Genomic DNA, 17,507 nt, shown 5'->3' on the forward strand with positions numbered 1-17,507 from the left:
CGAAAGCCGCCGCGAACGCGGAAGGCACTGCGAACGCGGAAGCCGCCGCGAACGCGGAAGCCGCTGTGAATGCGACAGCCTGCGGGAATTGGAAAGCCGCTGGCAATGCGAAAGCCGCTGGCAATGCGAAAACCGCCGCGAACGCGAAAACCGCCGCGAACGCGAAAACCGCCGCGAACGCGAAAACCGCCGCGAATCAGAACGCCGCCGCCCGACGCCCTCGCGCGGCACGAGCTTCCGCGCTTCGCCGAGCCGTCGCATGAACTGCGCGCCTTCATGCCATCGCCTCGTTCAAAAACCCTTTGAGCATGTCGAGCGTGTCGGCGTCGTCGATGCTCTTGTCCGTGCGCCAGCGCAACATGCGCGGAAACCGCACCGCGATGCCCGACTTGTGTCGCGGGCTCGCCTGAATGCCCTCGAAGCCGATCTCGAACACGAGCGTCGGCGTGAGACTGCGCACCGGCCCGAACTTTTCGATGGTCGTCTTGCGCACGATTGCATCGACCTGACGCATTTCCTCGTCGGTCAGGCCCGAGTAGGCTTTCGCGAACGGCACAAGCGTGCGCACGCCGTCCGCTTCGTCCCAGACCGCGAACGTGAAATCGGTGTAGAGGCTCGCGCGCCGTCCGTGACCGGGCTGCGCGTAAAGCAGCACGGCATCGACGGAATACGGGTCGATCTTCCACTTCCACCACGTTCCCGACGCCTTCGTGCGGCCAACGCCGTACATCGACGCGCGCTCCTTCAGCATCAACCCTTCGACGCCGCGCGCCCGGCTCTCGTCGCGCAACGTGGCGAGCGTCTCCCAGTCCGCGGCTTCGACGACCGGCGACACGCGCAGCAGATCGACCGCAAGCGTCGAAGACAGCGTGTGCGCGAGCGCATCCAGCTTCGCGCGGCGCGCGTCGAGCGGTTTGGTGCGCAGGTCGCGCCCGTCGGCTTCGAGCAGATCGTAGGCGAGCAGCGCGGCGGGAGAATCGGCGAGCACTTTCTTCGTGAGCGATTTGCGCGTGATGCGCGGCTGAAGGCGCGCGAACGGCAACGGCATGGCCGCGCCCGGCTCCCACGCGAGAATCTCGCCGTCGATCACGGTGCCGTCCGGCAGCGCCGCGCCGAGCGACGCGAGTTCGGGAAAACGTTCGGTGAGCAGATCCTCGCCGCGCGACCAGATCCACACGCGGCCGCTGCGCTTCACGAGCTGCGCGCGGATGCCATCCCACTTCCATTCCGCGATCCAGTCGGCGGGCGTGCCGAGCGTCGCCGGGTCGGCCTGCAACGGATGCGCGAGAAAGAACGGATACGGCAGGCCGAGATCGCTTTCGTGCGGCGTGTCGATGTCATCGCCTTCCGCTGCCGGCGCGATCAGCCGAAGATAGCGCGCGGCGCTCGGCGCTTGCCGCGAATCGGTCCAGCCGACCATGCGTTGCGCGATGCGCTTGTGATCGACGCCCGCCACCTGCGCGAGCGCGCGCACGACGAGCTGCCGCGCCACGCCCACGCGGAATCCGCCGCCAATCAGCTTCGTCAGCAGAAACCGCTCGCTCCAGTTGAGTTCGTCCCAATAGCCGAGCATCCGCTCGCGCAACTCGGCGGGATTCGCGCCGCGCAGCGTCAGCACGCGATCCTCGATCCATTGCGCGAGCCCCAGCTCCGACTCGCGCTGCGGCGGCGGCAGCACATGCGCGATGGTTTCCGCGAGATCGCCGACCGCCTGATACGACTCCTCGAAGAGCCATTCCGGCAAGCCCGCGCGCTCGCGGGCGAATTCGATCAGCAGACGCGTCGGCACCGACTGGCGCGGCTTGCCGCCCGCGAGAAAATACGAGGCCCACGCCGCGTCTTCCGGCTCCGCGCCGGAGAAATACGCGATGAGCGCCTCGAGCTTTTCGTTGGTCGATGTCGTCGCGTCGAGCGCGGCATAGAGCGTCGCGAAGCGTCTCATTGCGACGGCGTCTCCGTCGTGGTGCCGGTGGGCATGTCGGCTTCGATCGCGTCGTCGCCGTACTCGGTCTTGAACGCGCCCGCGTCGAGCCCTTGCTCGCACAGCCAGCGCACCATCGGCTCGATCTGCCCGTGCGTGACGATCACGCGTTCCGCGCCCGTTGCGCCGATGGCCGAGTGCAGGCCGGGCCAGTCGGCGTGATCCGACAGCACGAAGCCGCGATCCACGCCCTTGCGCCGCCGCGTGCCGCGCAGACGCATCCAGCCGGAGGCAAAGGCGTCGCTGTAATCGCCGAAGCGGCGCATCCACGTGCTGCCCTGCGCGGACGGCGGCGCGACGATCAGCGCGCCCTGAAACGCCGCCTTGTCGCGCGCGGCGATCTCGCTCACAAGCCGCGTGTCCGGCAGCGCAACGCCCGATTCACGGTACGCGCGATTGAGCGGCTCCACCGCGCCGTGGCAGAAGATCGGGCCGATGCCCGCGTCGATGCCCGCGAGCAGACGCTGCGCCTTGCCGAACGAATAGCAGAAGAGCACCGAGGCGCGTCCTTGCGCCGCGTTGTGCCGCCACCATGAATCGATGCCTTCGAATACCGCGCGCGACGGTTCCCATCGGTAGATCGGCAGGCCGAAGGTCGATTCGGTGATGAACGTATCGCAGCGGACCGGCTCGAAAGGCGCGCAGGTCGGATCGGGCTCGACCTTGTAATCGCCGGATGCGACCCACACGCGCCCGCGATGCTCGACGCGCACTTGCGCCGAGCCGAGCACATGCCCCGCCGGATGCAGCGATACCTGCACGCCATTGACCTCGATGCGCTCGCCGTAAGCGAGCCCTTGCACGTCGATGCCCGGCAGCCGCGACAGCAGCACGCCGCGTCCCGCTTCGGCCGTCAGATAACGCGCATGACCTAAGCGCGCGTGATCGGCATGGGCGTGCGTGATGACCGCGCGCTCGACGGGCCGCCACGGATCGATATAAAAGTTGCCAGGCCCACAGTAGAGGCCCTCGGGACGCGCGACGATGAGATCGGCGAAATGGTTCACGGGCTTTGCGTCGTGCTCCTGAAAAGTGTCTTGCAGGCAACAAAGCACGTCACATGCCCGTCATTGCGCTTTCACGAAGAGCCACTACGGTGTAAAAGGTTTGTTCAGCATCGTCTTATTTCTTCTGAGATCGAAGGAGCCGGTTCGAGCCGCGAGGCCCGCTGCAGTGCCCTGTCTCACGTGATTCTCGCTGGTGTTCTGGAATGAAGCCGAACATGGACACGATGGTTGCGCCGACTGCCGCAGAAGCAGTCTGGATCGTCAGGCTCAGGAGCCACCCGCAGTACGACTTCGTGCGTCTGAAGCGGGTGTTCACCGAGCCCGGCTCGCGCCATCAGGTCGTGCTGGTCGATGTCAGGCGGCTCCTGCAATGCGCGGACCGCGACGACACCGACTACGTTCTCAAAGCCGTCGATGACTGGCACGCCGGCAAGGTGCGCGGCATCCGCGAATTTCTCGATCCGGATAACCCGCGCGTGCCTGAAATGCCCTACGTGACCATCAGCGTGCGGCGCGGCGAGGGCTTGCTCGGGCTGATCGGCGTGCATCGCGAGGGCGTCGTCGCGTTTCGTAACGGCCAGCATCGCGCGCGGTACCTGGCGCACGCCGGCGCGCTCTGCATGCCGGTGGAAGTGCACGAGCGCGAGGCCGATCTGCTGCGCGCCATGTGCGCCGCGCCGGGCGATCCGGTCGCGGAGTACGGCGAAGTCTGATGCCTTGACAAACTGCTCGTGAAGCGTCAGGCAGCCGGCGCGTCGACCAGATTGCGCGGCGTGCCTTCGGACCACGCCTTGACGTTGCCGAGCGTCGTCGTCGCGATTTCGACGAGCGCCTCGCGCGTGAAGAACGCCTGATGCGCGGTGATGATGACGTTCGGAAAGGTCAGAAGCCGCGCGAGCACGTCGTCTTGCAACAGGCGGTCCGAATGGTCCTCGAAGAAGAGGCCGCCTTCCTCCTCGTACACGTCGAGCCCGAGATGCCCGAGCTGGCCGCTCTTGAGCGCGCCGATCAGCGCGTTGCTTTCGACCAGTCCGCCGCGCCCGGTGTTGATGAGCATGGCGCCCGGCTTCATGCTGGCGAGCGCGCGTTCGTCGATCAGGTGATAGGTGGACGGCAGAAGCGGGCAGTGCAGCGACACGATGTCCGAATTCGCGAGCAGTTCGTCCAGTTGAACATAGCGCGCGCCGCGTTCGAGCAGGTCTTGCGCGGGCGGGCCGGGATCGTACGCGAGCAGGCGCATGCCGAAGCCCGCCATGATGCTGCCGAACACGCGCCCGATGATGCCCGTGCCGATCACCCCGACCGTCTTGCCGTGCAGATCGAAGCCGAGCAGGCCGCTGAGCGAGAAATCTCCGTCGCGCGTGCGGGCGACCGCGCGGTGCAGCCGCCGATTGAGCGTGAGGATCATGCCGACGGCGTGTTCCGCGACCGCATGCGGCGAATACGCGGGCACGCGCGTCACCGCGATGCCGAGGCGCTTCGCCGCGTTCAGATCGACGTGATTGAACCCCGCTGAGCGCAAGGCGAGGAGCCGCGTGCCGCCCGCGTGAAGCTTTTCGAGCACGGCTTCGTCCACGCTGTCGTTCACGAACGGGCACACGGCCGTGTAGCCCTGCGCGAGGACGGCCGTCTGCGCGTCCAGATGCGCTTCCTGAAAGTCCAGTTCGATGCCGAAGGCTTCGTTGGCTTGCCGGAACGTGTCGGCGTCGTACTGACGCGCGCTGAAAAGAATGAGGCGGTGGGCGTCTGAGCGACTGTCTGTATTTGCCATGTCGGGCCGGCTGCGTTCAGGTTGAGGGAACGCGTGCCGGCGCGAAGCCGGCAGTGCGCGTCAGTGCGTTGTGGGGCTGCCCGAGGTCAGGCCAACGTTTGCGCCCGAGGTCTGAAAAGCGGCCGGAGTCTGCCGATAGATGTCGTCGGGCCTGTTGTTTCCGCCGTTCACTTCCTTGGTCAGTCTTTCCAGCGCGTAGTCGATGAAAAAGCGCGTCTTCGCGGGCAGATACTGCCGCCCCGGATAGACGATCGACAGCTTCATTTCCGGGTCGTCGACCGAATAGTCGGGCAAGAGCCGCACGAGCGTGCCGTCCTTGATGTCGCCGGCGACGATGCCTTCCGGCAGGATCGAGAAGCCCATGTTGCGCAGCGAGGCGAGACGGACCATCAACGCGCTGTTGACTGAGTAGACCGCCGAGAGCGTCACCTGTTCCGACGAACCGAGCTGGTGCCGGAAGTGCCACGACGAACTGCGGATTTCGTTCGGCAACGCCACGCACGGCATGCCTTGCAGGTCGGCCGGCGAGGCGGGCATGCCGTGTTCCGCCACGAACGCAGGTGTGGCGACCGGAATGAGCGCGCTCACGCCGATGGGCCGCTCGACGAGCGCCGTGCTCGACACCATGAAGGCGGCGACGATGCCGACGTCGTAACCGTCCTCGACAAGATCGACGTGCCGTTCGGCGAGCGTGAGCCGCACGTGAACTTTCGGATAAAGCTGGCGGAAGCCGTCGATGAGCGGAGTCAGGGTCAGCAGCGAAAGCGCGCTGGATGCAACGACGCGCAGTGTTCCGCTCGGCTCGCCTTCGGTATGCGTAACGGCCGTTTCAAGATGATCCAATTCTTCCAGCAATGCGCGGCAGCCTTCGAGATAACGCGTGCCGGCTTCGGTCAAAGACAGGTTGCGAGTAGTACGGTTAATCAGGCGAGTTCTAAGATGCGCTTCAAGCATCGCAATTGCGCGAGTGACGAGCGCGTTGGAAACGTCGAGTTGCTGAGCGGCACGTCTGAAACTCTCCGTGTCCGCGACTCTGACGAAGACGCGCATAGCATGAATCTGGTTCATCTGAATGCCCCCTCTCTGTTGTGCCACGTTGACGTGGGCTGACTTAAACCCCGTGCTGCGTACTTACCTTTCTTGAGGTAGCACTACTGCATAATATTGACAGAATGAAGAAACTGCAATATCAGAATAACTAATTCGTCAGGCGAAGGAAATAGTTTCCGATAGAAACGAACCGCTGTTCGGGCCATGCGGAACAGGATTTTATTCTCAAGAATGTGATGTTTGTATCAAAAACTACCGAAGTGCTGGCGGAACGATTGTCAATTCCACCCATTCCAATGCGGGAAAACGATAAGCCGATTTTTTTATAGGGATACGCTTAATTAATCACGATTTTGAGCGTCGCCTGGTCTACTAATAAAGATAAATTCATCGGCAACGGACGAGGAAAGCTTTTATTAATCGAAGTGCAGGCGAGTCAGTTTCGCGCCATTTTCGAAGCGATATTAAGCGTTTCACAATTTGCGCGGCAGAGCGCGACATTCGCAATGCCGAAAGGATGAACGAAGTCATGTTATGGCATCTGCTCGCGACACAGCCCGAGATTGCGCTTTTCGCCAGCCTGGCTATAGGGTTCTTTATCGGTTCGTTCAAGGTGGGTCCCGTACAGCTCGGCGGCGTCTGCGGTACGCTGATCGTCGCGCTGATTCTGGGACAGAGCGGCGCGCGTATATCGCCGGACCTGAAGAACATCGCCTTCGCACTATTCATTTTCGCGCTTGGCTTTACGGGCGGTCCGCAGTTTTTCGCGAACATCGGGCGCGGCTGGCGGTACGGCGCGCTTTCGCTTGTCGAGGTCATTGTCGTGGTCGCGCTCGTGCTCGGCATCGCAGCGATGCTCAAGCTCGATCCGGGCACGGCGGCCGGATTGCTCGCGGGCGGCGCGACGGAATCCGCGGTCATCGGCACGGCGTCGGAGGCCGTTGCGCGGCTCGGCTTGCCGGCGGCCGAGATTGCGCGCCTGCAGGCCAACATCGTCACCGCGTACAGCGTCAGCTATCTGTTCGGGCTCGTCACGATCGTGCTTTTCGCGAGCCAGTTCGCGCCGCTCATCCTGCGCGTGAATCTGCGCGATGAAGCCGAGCGCGTCTGGCGCAAGCTCGGCGGCGACGGCGCGCTCGCCGAAGGGCAGACGCCCGCCATCATGCCGCTCGCCGGCCGCGAGCTGAAGGTGACGGCTGCGGCGGGCATCAGCATCGGTGATCTGGAGAACCGTTTCGGGCACAACATCAGCGTGCAGCGCGTGATGCGCGACCGCTCTGTCATCAAGGGCCAGCCGTCGGTGACGCTGAAGGCGGGGGATCGCATCGTGGTCGCGGGGCGGCGCGAGGCGCTCGTCGAGGCGATTCCCTGGATCGGCGAGGAAGTGTTCAACGGCGGCGGCGCCGATTACTTCGTCGAGAAGGTCGATGTGATGCTCACCAATCGCGCGCTCCACGGCCTCACGCTCGCGCAGGCGCGCGCCCGCGCGAATCCGGCCGAAGGGCGCGGCGTGTTCGTCGCCGCCGTGACGCGCCTCGACAGCACGGTGCCCGCGCTGCCCGGCACGCAGGTGCAGCGCGGCGACGTGCTCACGCTCGTCGGCAACAAAGAGGACGTGGCGCGCGGCGCGGCGAAGCTCGGCTATATCATCCGCGCGACGCAGAAGACGGACTTCGTGTTTCTCGGGCTCGGCGTGCTCGTCGGCATCGGCGTCGGGCGGCTGTCGGCGCACGTCGGCGGCATCGATCTTTCGCTCGGCACGGGCGGCGGCTGTCTGCTGGCGGGGCTCGTGTTCGGCTGGATCCGCTCGCGCTATCCGCTGATCGGTTCGCTGCCGTCGGCGGCGGCGCAAATCCTCAAAGACTTCGGGCTCTGCACGTTCATCGCGGCGGTCGGGCTGTCGGCGGGCGCGGACGCGCTGCGGCTCGTCCGCGAATTCGGCATCGCGCTGCCGTTGGCGGGCATCGCCATCACGCTCGTGCCGGCGATCGCGTCGCTCATCGTCGGGCGCACGCTGCTCAAGCTCGACGTGCCGATGCTGCTCGGCGCGATCGCCGGCCAGCAGTGCAGCACGCCGGCCATCAGCGCGCTTGTCGGCGTGACGGGAAACGCGACGCCCGTCATCGGCTACACCATCACCTACGCCATGTCCAACGTGCTGCTGCCGCTGCTCGGGCCGCTCGTCGTCGGACTGGTGAGCAAGCTCGGCTAGATCGACGGCCATCGGGGGATCAATGGACTGGCTCCACGCGATATTCGTGAAGTCGCCGGAAACGGCGCTGTTCCTGTCGCTCGCGGCGGGCTATCTGATCGGCCAGATCAACTTTGGCAAGTTCCAGTTGGGCGGCGTCGGCGGCTCGCTGATCGCGGCGGTCGTCGTGAGCCAGGTCGGCGTGCAGATCGACAACGGCGTGAAGTCCGTGATGTTCGCCGTGTTCATCTACGCGGTCGGCTACGACTCCGGGCCGCAGTTCTTCAGCTCGCTGAACCGGCGAACGCTGCGCGAAATCGCGATGGCCGTCTTTCTCGCGGTGACGGCGCTCGTCACGGTGATCGTCTGCGCGAAGGTTTTCGGCCTGAACAAGGGACTCGCGGCGGGACTCGCGGGCGGCGCGCTCACGCAGTCCGCGATCATCGGCACGGCGGGCGACGCCATCGCGCGGCTCGGCTTGCCCGCCGCCGAAACGAAGGCGCTGCAGGCGGACGTGGCGATTGCCTACGCCGTGACATACGTGTTCGGCTCGCTCGGCGCGATCATCGTGTGCGTGAACATCCTGCCGAAGTTCATGCGGCAGAGCCTGAAGGACGCGTCCATCGAGGCGGAGAAGTCGCTTTCGGGCGATGCCGGTCCCGCGCCGGGGCAGGTGTCCGCGTTGCCGCCGCTCGTTGGCCGCGCGTATCGCGTCACGGCGGCGGGCGCGGCGGGGCGCACGGTCGCGCAGATCGAGATGGCGGAACAGGACCTGATCACCGTCGAGCGCGTGCGGCGCGCGGGCCACGCGCTCGAGCCGCGTCCCGACGTGATGCTCGAAGCGGGCGATATCGCGCTCGTCGTCGGGCGGCGCGAGGTAATGGCCGGCGCGGCGTCGCAACTCGGCGAGGAAGTCGGGGACGGCGACGGCATCAGCATCGTGATGCAGAAGCGCCAGGGCGTGTTCGCGAAGCGCGGCATGAATCACACGACGATCGCGGCGGTGCGCGCGACGGTCGACCGCGACATGCGCCACGGCGTCTTTCTGCAGGCGATTTCGCGCGCCGGCATGCCGCTGCCGGTGCTGCCCGAAACGCGGCTCGAACACGGCGACGTGCTCACGTTCTACGGCTCGCCGCAGGACACGAGGCGCGCCGTCGATGCCGCCGGCTACGAGCTGCCGTACAGCAACAAGACCGACTTCATCTATATGGGCGTGGGCATCGTGATCGGGCTTTTGATCGGGCTCGTCGTCGTGCGCGTGGGCGGCATTCCGATCACGCTCGGCTCGGGCGGCGGCTGCCTGCTCGCGGGCCTCGTGTTCGGGTGGATGCGCGGCAAGCACCCGATGTACGGCGTGATGCCGCCCGCCGCGTCGCAATTGCTGAAGGACTTCGGGCTCGCGGCGTTCGTCGCGGTCGTCGGGCTGAACTCCGGCTTGCAGGCGGTCGTCACGGTGAAGCAGAGCGGCCTCACGATTTTTCTGCTCGGCGTCTTCGTCACGCTGTTTCCGCTCTTGCTGACGATGCTCTTTGGCCGCTACGTGCTGCGCTACGACAACGCGGCGGTGTTCGCGGGCGCGCTTTCCGGTTCGCGCAGCGCGAATCCGGCGTTCGGCGGCGTGCTCGACAAGGCGGAAAGTTCGGTGCCGACGGCCGCGTTCGCGGTGACGTATGCGCTCGCGAACGTGCTGCTGACGCTGCTCGGGCCGCTCGTCGTCGGTTTCGTGTAGCGGCTCGGGCGTGCTCCTTGCGGCATGATCGACGGGCGAACAAGGAGGCTTTTCATGGCGAATACCTTACCCGTCGTCACGCTGCCCGACGGCGAAGCGATTCCGAAGCTCGGCCAGGGCACCTGGGAAATGGGCGAGCGCCCGGACGCGCGCAAGGCGGAAATTGCGGCGCTGCGTGAAGGCGTCGAGCTGGGAATGACGCTCATCGACACCGCCGAGATGTACGGCGACGGCGAAAGCGAGAAGCTCATCGCCGAGGCGCTGTCGGATGTGCGCGACGACGTGTTCATCGTGAGCAAGGTGTATCCGTACAACGGCAGCGAGCGCGGCGTGCAGGCGGCGTGCGAGCGCAGTCTGAAGCGCCTGAAAACCGATCGCATCGACTTGTACCTGCTGCACTGGCGCGGCGGCGAGGATTTGCCGGGCGTGGTCGCGGGCTTCGGGAAGCTCAGGCGCGACGGCAAGATTCGCCACTGGGGCGTGAGCAATTTCGATACGGACGACATGGAGGAGCTTTTCTCGCTCGACGGCGGCGATGCCTGCGCGACGGATCAGATTCTCTATAACGTCGCGCGGCGCGGCGCCGAGTTCGACTTGCTGCCGTGGCTGCGCGAGCACCGGCTTCCCGCGATGGCGTACAGCCCGGTCGATCACGCGCGGCTGCCGCGCGGCGGCGTGCTCGAGAAGATCGCGGCGGCGCGGGGCGTGTCGGCGTTTCAGGTCGCGCTTGCGTGGGTGCTGCTACAGCCGGAGGTGTTCGCGATTCCGAAGGCCGCGGACGTCGCGCACGTGCGGGAGAATCGCGCGGCGGTGGATTTGCGGTTGTCGGCGGAGGAGAGGGCGGCGATCGATGCAGAGTTCAGGCCGCCGAAGGGGAAGAGGGGGTTGGAGATGCTTTAGGAACCGGCGTCGTTCGTGGCTACCAAGGCCATCGACGGCGCCCGACTGGCCGATGCACGCGATCAGCATGAAGACCGCCCCGATGATGCAACCCTGACAATCATCACTTCCAAAAGCGGGCGCTCGACCGCCACCCGCCACGCCTCATATCGCCGCAATCAAGAACACGCGTGATGCGCGTGCACCGACCCGAGCACCGCGACTTCCGCCGGCGTGCGCCGCAGATCCGCCTCGCTGACCTGCTTCGCGTCCGATAGAAAATCATCGACGATGGACGACACCGTCGTATCCGTCAGGCACAGCGATACGCGCCGCGTTTCGTTCGCCGGCATCGAGGCGCGCTGCGACAAAAACAGCACGCCGTACTGATAACCGCGCACGATGCCCCGCACCGCGCCTACGCATTGCCCTTGCGCCGCGTTGTCGCCCTTCTGACCGCACTGCTGCGCGAGCGACCACGCGGAGAAGCTCGGATCGGATGCGCCGGGCGTCGGCGCGGACTGCGCGTGGGCCGTGACTGCGCACAGCGCGAGAGAAGCGGCGAGCGAGAGAGCGCGTTTCATCGTGGGTATCCTCTTGTTTGAACGGTGAACCGTTGAGAGGCGAAGGGGCGCGCTTTGGTTCCGGCGGCGGCTTGCCTCAGCTCACGTTCTCGCGGGGTTGCAGCGCCCGCAGTTCGGCCACGGGAATGTGGCAATGGATGGCGTGGCCGTTGCCCGCGTCGCGGCACGGCGGCGTCTCGCGCTCGCAAATCTCGCCGATCTTGCGCGGGCAGCGCGTGTGAAACACGCAGCCCGAGGGCGGATTCGCCGCGCTCGGCAACTCGCCCGAGAGCCGGATGCGCCTAGGCGCCGCGTGCCTTTCGTCGAGCGACGGCGCCGACGACAGCAACGCTTCGGTGTACGGATGTTGCGGGCCGTCGAAAACATCGGCGGCGCGGCCGATTTCCATGATGCGCCCGAGATACAGCACCGCGATGCGGTCCGACAGATACCGCACGACATGCAGATCGTGCGAGATGAACACATAGCTCACGCGGCGCTCGCGCTGCAAGTCGGCGAGCAGATTCAGGATCGCGGCCTGCACGGAGACATCGAGCGCGGAAGTCGGCTCGTCGCACACGACGACGCGCGGATCGCCCGCGAAGGCGCGCGCAATCGCGACCCGCTGCTTGAGCCCGCCCGACAACTGGCGCGTGCGCGAGCCAAGGTAACGCTCCGGCAGGCGCACCGCCTCGGTCAGCGTGTGCAGGCGCTCTTCTTTCGCTTCGCCGTGCAGCGCGCCGAGCTTCGCGAGCGACCGCGTGATGAGCCTTCGCACCGAATGCGCGCGGTTCAGCGCCGAATCCGGGTTCTGAAACACGATCTGAAGCGACTTCACCTGTTCGCCGCTGCGCCGCGTGACGCGCTCCGCCAGGCGCTGGCCGTCGAGTTCGAGCGTCGCGCCTTCATCCGGCGAGACGAGGCCGAGCAGCAGCTTGGCGAGCGTCGTCTTGCCGCTGCCGGATTCACCGACGAGCCCGAGCGTTTCGCCCTGCGCCAGATCGAGCGAGACATCGTGGACGGCGCGCACGTCTTCATCGCCGACACGGAAGGTCTTCGACACGTGACGGGCCGACAGCGCGAGCGGCGCGTCATCGCGCGGCGGCGCGGGCGGCGGCGTTTCATCGGTCGAGCGCGGCAGCAAGTGCGCGCGCTCGTGGTAGTGACAGCGCGCCATCTGATCGCCGTGAAGCGCCGCCACGCGATACGGCGGCGGCGCTTCCTTCACGCAGCGTTCGTCGGCCATCTTGCAGCGCGGCGCGAAGATGCAGCCTTGCGCGGCCGATCCGGGCAGCGGCAGCGAACCGGGAATCGTGTCGAGCCGGCCGGTTTCCTTCGTGCGCGTGCTCGTCGGCAGGCAGCGCAGCAGCCCGACCGTGTACGGATGACGCGGTTTCGCGAAGACGTCGGCGGTCGCGCCTTCCTCCACCAGCCGGCCCGCGTACAGCACGCCGACGCGGTCGCACATGCGCCCGATCACCGCCAGGTTGTGGCTGATGAAAAGCACCGCCGTGCCGAGTTCCGCGCGCAATTGGGCGATGAGATCGAGCACTTCGGCTTCGACGGTGGCATCGAGCCCGGTCGTCGGTTCGTCGAGAATCAGCAGTTCGGGATTGCACGCGAGCGCCATCGCGATCACGACGCGCTGCTGCATGCCGCCCGACAATTGATGCGGATAGCTCTCCATCACGCGCTCCGGCGACGCAATCCGCACGCGGCGCAGCATGTCGGCGGTGCGAGCGAGCGCCTCATCGGCCGAGGCGCCCGCCGCTTCGAATGCTTCGGACACCTGACGCGCGATCGTCAGCGACGGATTGAGCGCGCGCCCGGGATCCTGATAGACCATCGAAACGGCGTTGGCCCGCAACGCGCGAAGGGCTTCGGCGGGGAGCGCGGCCACGTCGTGTCCGCCCACCGCGATGCGGCCCGCCTTCACGCGGCCGTTGCGCGGCAGATAGCGCAGGATCGCGAGCGCGGCCGTCGATTTGCCGCAGCCGGATTCGCCGACGAGCCCGTACGCTTCGCCGCGCCGCACGCGCAGCGTCACGTCTTGCAGGACATCGCGTTCGTGCCAGCGCGTGCGATACGCGACCGTCAGGCCGACCACCGTCAGCGCGTCCGTCTCGCTGCCCTTGGCCGCGCCGAACGCGGGAAAAGCCGATGGCGGCGGTCCGTTCATCGGTCGAGCACTCCTTGCACGGCGTCCGCGACGAGATTGACCGCGACGACGAGCGACGCAATCGCCGCCGCGTCGAACACGACCGTCCACCACGCGCCGCCCGCCATCAACGTATAGCTTTCGGAGAGCGCCAGGCCCCAGTCGGCGGAAGGCGGCTGAATGCCGAAGCCGAGAAACGACAGCGTCGCCACCGCGAAGATCGCGTAGCCTAAACGCACGGTCGCTTCCACGACGATGGGCGGCAGCACGTTCGGCAGAATCTCGGCGAACATGATGTAGAGCGCGTTCTCGCCGCGCAGTTGCGCCGCGAGCACGTAGTCGAGATGCCGCTCGCCGAGCACGGCGGCGCGGACCGTGCGCGCGGTGATCGGCGCGAACGTGAGGCCGATCACGAGAATCACCGTCGTGTTGCTCGCGCCGACGGCGGCCAGCGCGAGCAGCGCCACGATCACGAGCGGCAACGCCAGCAGCGCGTCGATCACGCGGCCCACCACGGCATCCACCCAGCCGCCGAAATAGCCGACGACAAGCCCGAGCGCGGTGCCCGCGGCCGTGCCGAGCAGCGTCGCCAGCGGGGCGATCGTGAGAATGTCGCGCGAGCCGACGATCACGCGGGCGAACACGTCGCGGCCCAACTGATCCGTGCCGAACCAGTGTTCGGCGGAAGGCACGGCGAGCGAGTTCAGCGGGTCCGACGCGTACGGGTCCTGCGGCGTGAGCCAGTGCCCGAAGAGCGCGCATACGATCCAGAAGAGCAGGATCAGTACGCCGATGTCGAACGTGGCCGAGCGTGCGAGCGCGCCGAGCGCGTCGAACCGCTTCGGTTTCGCGAGGGCGAGCGTGCTCATCGCGCGCCTCCGGTGCGCAGACGCGGATTGAGCACGACATAGAGCGCATCCGCGATCAGATTCGCCGCCGTATAGATCACGCCGATGGTGAGCACGCCGGCTTCGAGCATCGGAAAGTCCTTGGCTCGCGCGGCGTTGTAGATCAGCGAGCCGATGCCCTGATAGTGAAAGAGCGTCTCCACGACAACGAGCCCGCCGATCATGTAGCCGAGCTGCGTCGCCGCGACCGTGACCGTCGGCAGAAGCGCGTTGCGCAGCACGTGCCGCAGGATCACGACACGGCGCGGCAAGCCCTTGAGAATGGCGGTGCGCGTGTAGTCGGCGTCGAGCGCCTCGACGGTCCCGGCCCGCGCCATTCGCGCGATATAGCCGAAGAACACGAAGACGAGCGGCAGCACCGGCAAGATGAGATGCTTGAGTTGCACGAGCGCGCTGGCATTGGCGGGCGCGCTGGCTTCGATCGGCAGCCATTGCAGCCAGACGCCGAAGATCAGAATCAGCACGATGGACGACACGAACTCCGGCACGACCGTCGCCGTCAGACCGCCGATGCTGATGAACCGGTCGATCCAGCGCCCCGCGTGCAGCGCCGCGTACACGCCGCCCGCGATGCCGAGCGGCACCACGACCACGAACGCGAGCGCGCCGAGCTTCGCCGAATTCCACAGCGCGCCGCCGATGAACGGCGCCACCGGCGCGCGAAACGCATACGACTCGCCCATGTCGCCGCGCAGAGAGTGCGTGATCCAGCCGGTGTATTGCGTGAGAAGCGGCCGGTCCACGCCCAGTTGATGATTGAGCGCGGCGACGGCGCGCGCATCGGCGAGCGGGCCGAGAATCGCGCGGCCCACGTCGCCGGGCAAGAGCTGGCCGCCCGCGAAGACGATCATCGACAAAAGCCACAGGGTGACGAGCGCCAGCAGCACGCGCACGCCGACGAAACGCAGCACGCGCCGCGCCTTCGCCGAGCCGTTGCGCTTGCCGCCGATGCCCGCCGGAGACGAGATCGTGCTCAAGCGGCCACCGTCGCGCGGTCGAACCACATCTGCGAGATCGCGTTGAAGCGCACGCCCGACACGTTGGCGCGCGTGACGATCAACTGGTCGTAGAAGTACGGAATGACGACGGGCGTTTCGTCGAGCAAGAGGCGCTGAATCTGCCCGGACAGCTTCTTCTGCGACGCGACGTCGAGCGCCGCGACGAACTGCGAGACGAGCTTGTCGTATTCCGCGTTCTTGAAATGCGCCGCGTTCCACGTGCCGCTGCTCGTGAGCGGCGCGTTCAGGAACACGTTCGGCACGCCGCGATGCCCGTAATCCGTGATGCCGAGCGGCGAATCCAGCCAGTCCGACTTGCCGAACGTGCCGGAGCCGTAATACAGGTCCTGGCTCTCGACCTTCAGCGTGATGCGGATGCCGACCGCCTTCGCCGCGTTCTGCACGACCACGGCGAGATCCGGAATCTCCATGTACTTCTCGGTCGTGAGCGTGATGTCGAAGCCGTTGCCGACGCCTGCTTCGCTCATCAACTGCTTCGCCTTCGCGATGTCGAGATGCCGCTGCGGCACGGTGAGATCGCTCGACGGAAACACCGGCGCGAACGGACTATCGTTGCCGACGACCGCGCGCCCGCGAAACAGCCCCTTCACGATGACTTCGCGATTGATCGCGAGCGCGAGCGCCTGACGCACGCGTTTGTCCTTGAACGCGCCCATGTCGCAGCGCATGTGGATCTGCCGGTGCGAACTCGATTTCGCGCCGAGCACCTTGAACTGCGGGTTCGTCAGCATCGAGACGCCGCCCTGCACGGTGAAGTCGCCCATCACGTCGGCCTGGCGGCCTTGCATCGCGAGGAGTTGCGCCTGCTGGTCCGCGTAGAACGAGAACTGCACGCGGTCGGGCAGCGACTTGTCGCCCCAGTAGTCGGGATTGCGCACGAACGACGCGCCGACCTTCGGCGTGTACTTCTCCAGCTTGAGCGCGCCCGTGCCCATGAACGACTTCTCGTACGGACCGCTGAAGTTCGCGGGCAGGATCACGCCGTTGTAGTTGTCGGAGGAAACGTAGTACGGGAAGTTGCCGTTCGGCGCGTCGAGATGGAATTCGACGGTGTGATCGTCCACCGCTTTCGCCGAATTTTTCGACAGCACGCCCTTCAACACCGACAGCGCCGCCGAGCCCGCGCCCGGATCGGCCAAGCGGTTGAAGGTCGCGGCGACGTCTTTTGCGGTCATCGGCTGGCCGTCGTGGAACTTGACGTTCGGGCGCAGCTTGAAAGTCCAGACATCGCCCGTCGCATTCGACGACCACGAAAGCGCGAGGGCAGGGCGCAGCGTGAGCGTTTCGCTGTCGTCGTCGATCAGGAACTCGCCGGTCTGATTGATGAGCACGAGACCGGCGGCGTCGGTGACGGTGAGCGGATCGACCGCGCCCGCGGGCGTCATGTGCGCGACGCGGATCGTGCCGCCGGGCTTCGCTGCCCCCTGCGCGCGCGCCGCCGGCATGCCGAAGAGCCCGCCCGCCGACAGCGCGAAGCCGAGCACGCTCGCGTGCCGCAGCAGTTCGCGCCGCGTGAGGCGGCCGGCCATGAATTCGTCGATCGCGTGATTGCCCAGTTCGCCCGCGTGCGCGCGCGCATGTTCCAGGTGATGCGCGTCCGTCGATGCTTTCTTCATCGGTGATCGTTTCCTGTGCGTGTTGTCGTTGTCCGGCGCGGCTCGCCGAGATGCGCGAAATGAGCGCGTCTGGCTCGGCAAGCAAGGAACGCGCCGCGCGGCGTATCAGTGCTCGTGCGGATGCTTGTGGATCGGATCGACCCAGAAGACTTCTTCGGGCGTTTCCACCGCGTCGATATTCAGATTCACGACGACCGCTTCGTTGTCGCTGCGCACAAGCACGCATTGGAGCGGCTCATCCGTGCTCGCGTTCATCTCCTGATGCGGCACGTAGGGCGGCACGAAGATGAAATCGCCGGGACCCGCCTCGGCCGTGAATTCGAGGTGCTCGCCCCAGCGCATGCGCGCTTGTCCGCGCACGATGTAGATCACGCTTTCCAGCGCGCCGTGATGGTGCGCGCCGGTCTTCGCGTTGGGATGAATCGTGACCGTTCCCGCCCAGATTTTCTGCGCGCCGACCCGCGCCGCGTCGATGGCGGCCGCGCGGTTCATGCCCGGCGTCTGCGGGGTGTTGGTGTCGAGCTGATCGCCCTTGATGACCTTGACGCCGTTCTCGCGCCAATCGATGTGATGTGCGTCGCTCATGGTGGCTCTGGTCTCTCGGATAGAAAAAGTCCGTTGCCGCCGACACC

The 17,507-nt window shown here is 66.3% G+C and carries 15 protein-coding genes; 5 read left to right on the forward strand and 10 right to left on the reverse strand.

What is annotated here, in order from left to right; genetic code table 11:
- Positions 1-274: 274 nt before the first annotated feature.
- Both GV035_RS12605 and GV035_RS12610 read right to left on the reverse strand, forming a co-directional pair.
- The gene (locus GV035_RS12605) at positions 275-1,942 is read right to left on the reverse strand and encodes an ATP-dependent DNA ligase (protein WP_159835426.1); all 1,668 of its coding nucleotides are present in this window, start codon (positions 1,940-1,942) and stop codon (positions 275-277) included.
- Positions 1,939-2,988, reverse strand: coding sequence for a ligase-associated DNA damage response exonuclease (locus GV035_RS12610; RefSeq protein ID WP_159835427.1), 1,050 nt, complete (start codon positions 2,986-2,988; stop codon positions 1,939-1,941). Before GV035_RS12610 ends, GV035_RS12605 begins: the two co-directional genes overlap by 4 nt.
- A 215-nt stretch (positions 2,989-3,203) precedes the next feature.
- Between GV035_RS12610 and GV035_RS12615 the strand changes: the two genes are divergently transcribed.
- A complete protein-coding gene (locus GV035_RS12615) occupies positions 3,204-3,701 on the forward strand; it encodes a plasmid fertility inhibition factor family protein (RefSeq protein ID WP_159835428.1) in 498 nt (165 codons plus the stop codon).
- A 26-nt stretch (positions 3,702-3,727) separates the two neighbouring features.
- On the opposite strand, the gene GV035_RS12620 is transcribed toward GV035_RS12615, so the two are convergent.
- Positions 3,728-4,759: a 2-hydroxyacid dehydrogenase gene (locus GV035_RS12620; protein WP_159835429.1), complete on the reverse strand. Its 1,032-nt coding sequence runs from the start codon at positions 4,757-4,759 to the stop codon at positions 3,728-3,730.
- Between the two features lie 60 nt (positions 4,760-4,819).
- Positions 4,820-5,827 carry a LysR family transcriptional regulator gene (locus GV035_RS12625; protein ID WP_159835430.1) on the reverse strand — a complete coding sequence of 336 codons (1,008 nt, stop codon included), beginning with the start codon at positions 5,825-5,827 and terminating at the stop codon, positions 4,820-4,822.
- Positions 5,828-6,338: 511 nt separating this feature from the next.
- Here GV035_RS12625 and aspT (GV035_RS12630) point away from each other — a divergent pair.
- From aspT (GV035_RS12630) to GV035_RS12645, 4 genes are read left to right on the forward strand one after another with little or no spacing between them, the layout of a single operon-like run.
- Complete coding sequence (aspT, locus tag GV035_RS12630; RefSeq protein WP_159837864.1) at positions 6,339-8,021, forward strand: aspartate-alanine antiporter; 1,683 nt, start codon at positions 6,339-6,341, stop codon at positions 8,019-8,021.
- 22 nt (positions 8,022-8,043) lie between these two features.
- Entirely contained in the window at positions 8,044-9,732 is a 1,689-nt protein-coding gene (gene aspT / locus GV035_RS12635) for an aspartate-alanine antiporter (protein WP_159835431.1), read from the forward strand.
- Positions 9,733-9,786: 54 nt separating this feature from the next.
- Positions 9,787-10,632 carry an aldo/keto reductase gene (locus tag GV035_RS12640; RefSeq protein ID WP_159835432.1) on the forward strand — a complete coding sequence of 282 codons (846 nt, stop codon included), beginning with the start codon at positions 9,787-9,789 and terminating at the stop codon, positions 10,630-10,632.
- A gap of 15 nt (positions 10,633-10,647) precedes the next feature.
- Positions 10,648-10,806 (forward strand): hypothetical protein, encoded by a 159-nt coding sequence (locus tag GV035_RS12645; RefSeq protein WP_159835433.1) that lies wholly within the window; start codon positions 10,648-10,650, stop codon positions 10,804-10,806.
- Here the strand turns inward: GV035_RS12645 and GV035_RS12650 are convergent.
- The 6 genes from GV035_RS12650 to GV035_RS12675 all read right to left on the reverse strand — a co-directional run bounded on the left by GV035_RS12650 (position 10,791) and on the right by GV035_RS12675 (position 17,460).
- Entirely contained in the window at positions 10,791-11,195 is a 405-nt protein-coding gene (locus GV035_RS12650; protein WP_159835434.1) for a Rap1a/Tai family immunity protein, read from the reverse strand. The two genes, GV035_RS12645 and GV035_RS12650, sit on opposite strands and share 16 nt — an antisense overlap.
- 76 nt (positions 11,196-11,271) lie before the next feature.
- Complete coding sequence (locus GV035_RS12655) at positions 11,272-13,353, reverse strand: ABC transporter ATP-binding protein (RefSeq protein ID WP_159835435.1); 2,082 nt, start codon at positions 13,351-13,353, stop codon at positions 11,272-11,274.
- Positions 13,350-14,201, reverse strand: a complete 852-nt coding sequence (locus GV035_RS12660; RefSeq protein WP_159835436.1) for an ABC transporter permease — start codon at positions 14,199-14,201, stop codon at positions 13,350-13,352. The genes GV035_RS12655 and GV035_RS12660 overlap by 4 nt, the downstream gene beginning before the upstream one ends.
- Positions 14,198-15,217, reverse strand: coding sequence for an ABC transporter permease (locus tag GV035_RS12665; RefSeq protein ID WP_442859556.1), 1,020 nt, complete (start codon positions 15,215-15,217; stop codon positions 14,198-14,200). Before GV035_RS12665 ends, GV035_RS12660 begins: the two co-directional genes overlap by 4 nt.
- Positions 15,214-16,875 carry an ABC transporter substrate-binding protein gene (locus GV035_RS12670; protein WP_159835437.1) on the reverse strand — a complete coding sequence of 554 codons (1,662 nt, stop codon included), beginning with the start codon at positions 16,873-16,875 and terminating at the stop codon, positions 15,214-15,216. Before GV035_RS12670 ends, GV035_RS12665 begins: the two co-directional genes overlap by 4 nt.
- Before the next feature lie 105 nt (positions 16,876-16,980).
- Positions 16,981-17,460 carry a cupin domain-containing protein gene (locus GV035_RS12675; RefSeq protein WP_159835438.1) on the reverse strand — a complete coding sequence of 160 codons (480 nt, stop codon included), beginning with the start codon at positions 17,458-17,460 and terminating at the stop codon, positions 16,981-16,983.
- Positions 17,461-17,507: the final 47 nt, after the last annotated feature.

This window comes from Burkholderia sp. 8Y, assembly GCF_902506145.1.
Taxonomy (GTDB): domain Bacteria; phylum Pseudomonadota; class Gammaproteobacteria; order Burkholderiales; family Burkholderiaceae; genus Caballeronia.